The following is a 531-nucleotide window of genomic DNA, read 5'->3' on the forward strand; positions in this document are numbered from 1 at the left end:
GCGTCATTCGTAAGGCGATCAAGAACCGGAAGATTTTTCGGACTGATGAGTCAGTCATGAAGGTAATCTATCTGGCCATGGAAAAAGCTTCCGAGAAATGGACCATGCCGATCAGGAACTGGAAAGCAGCCATGAACCGGTTTGAAATTATGTTTCCTGACCGGTTCAAGGAGTAATAGTTTTGGTGGCGTTTACACAGAATTATTTACAGGCTCGCATTCCCATGCAGAGCATGGGAACGAGGGGTACAACTCAGGTGTTGTTCCTCCATCACCGTTGAAGGTTTGACTTCTATCACAGGAACTCTTCTTATATTCTTTAGTCCTATGATCGTTACTTGTCATAAACGTAAGGTCAGTCAATGGGGCGCAGCCGTTATACATTCACTCAGCCAGATAAACCTCATACCAATTTCATTTTCAAAATATGTCACGAATTCTGCGATTGCCTTTATACTTTAAATAGCCTGTTGTTCATCCCGTTAATGTCATGCCTAAAACTCCCGATTTTCCTGAAAACTTTCACGATGCA

Annotated in this window: 1 pseudogene; it reads left to right on the forward strand. The window is 42.7% G+C overall.

The features are described 5' to 3' along the window. Window positions 1–176 (forward strand): annotated as a pseudogene (locus AK963_RS32915) (IS256 family transposase); the annotation flags it as partial. Window positions 177–531: the final 355 nt, after the last annotated feature.

Source organism: Endozoicomonas atrinae, assembly GCF_001647025.1.
Classification (GTDB): Bacteria; Pseudomonadota; Gammaproteobacteria; order Pseudomonadales; family Endozoicomonadaceae; genus Endozoicomonas; species Endozoicomonas atrinae.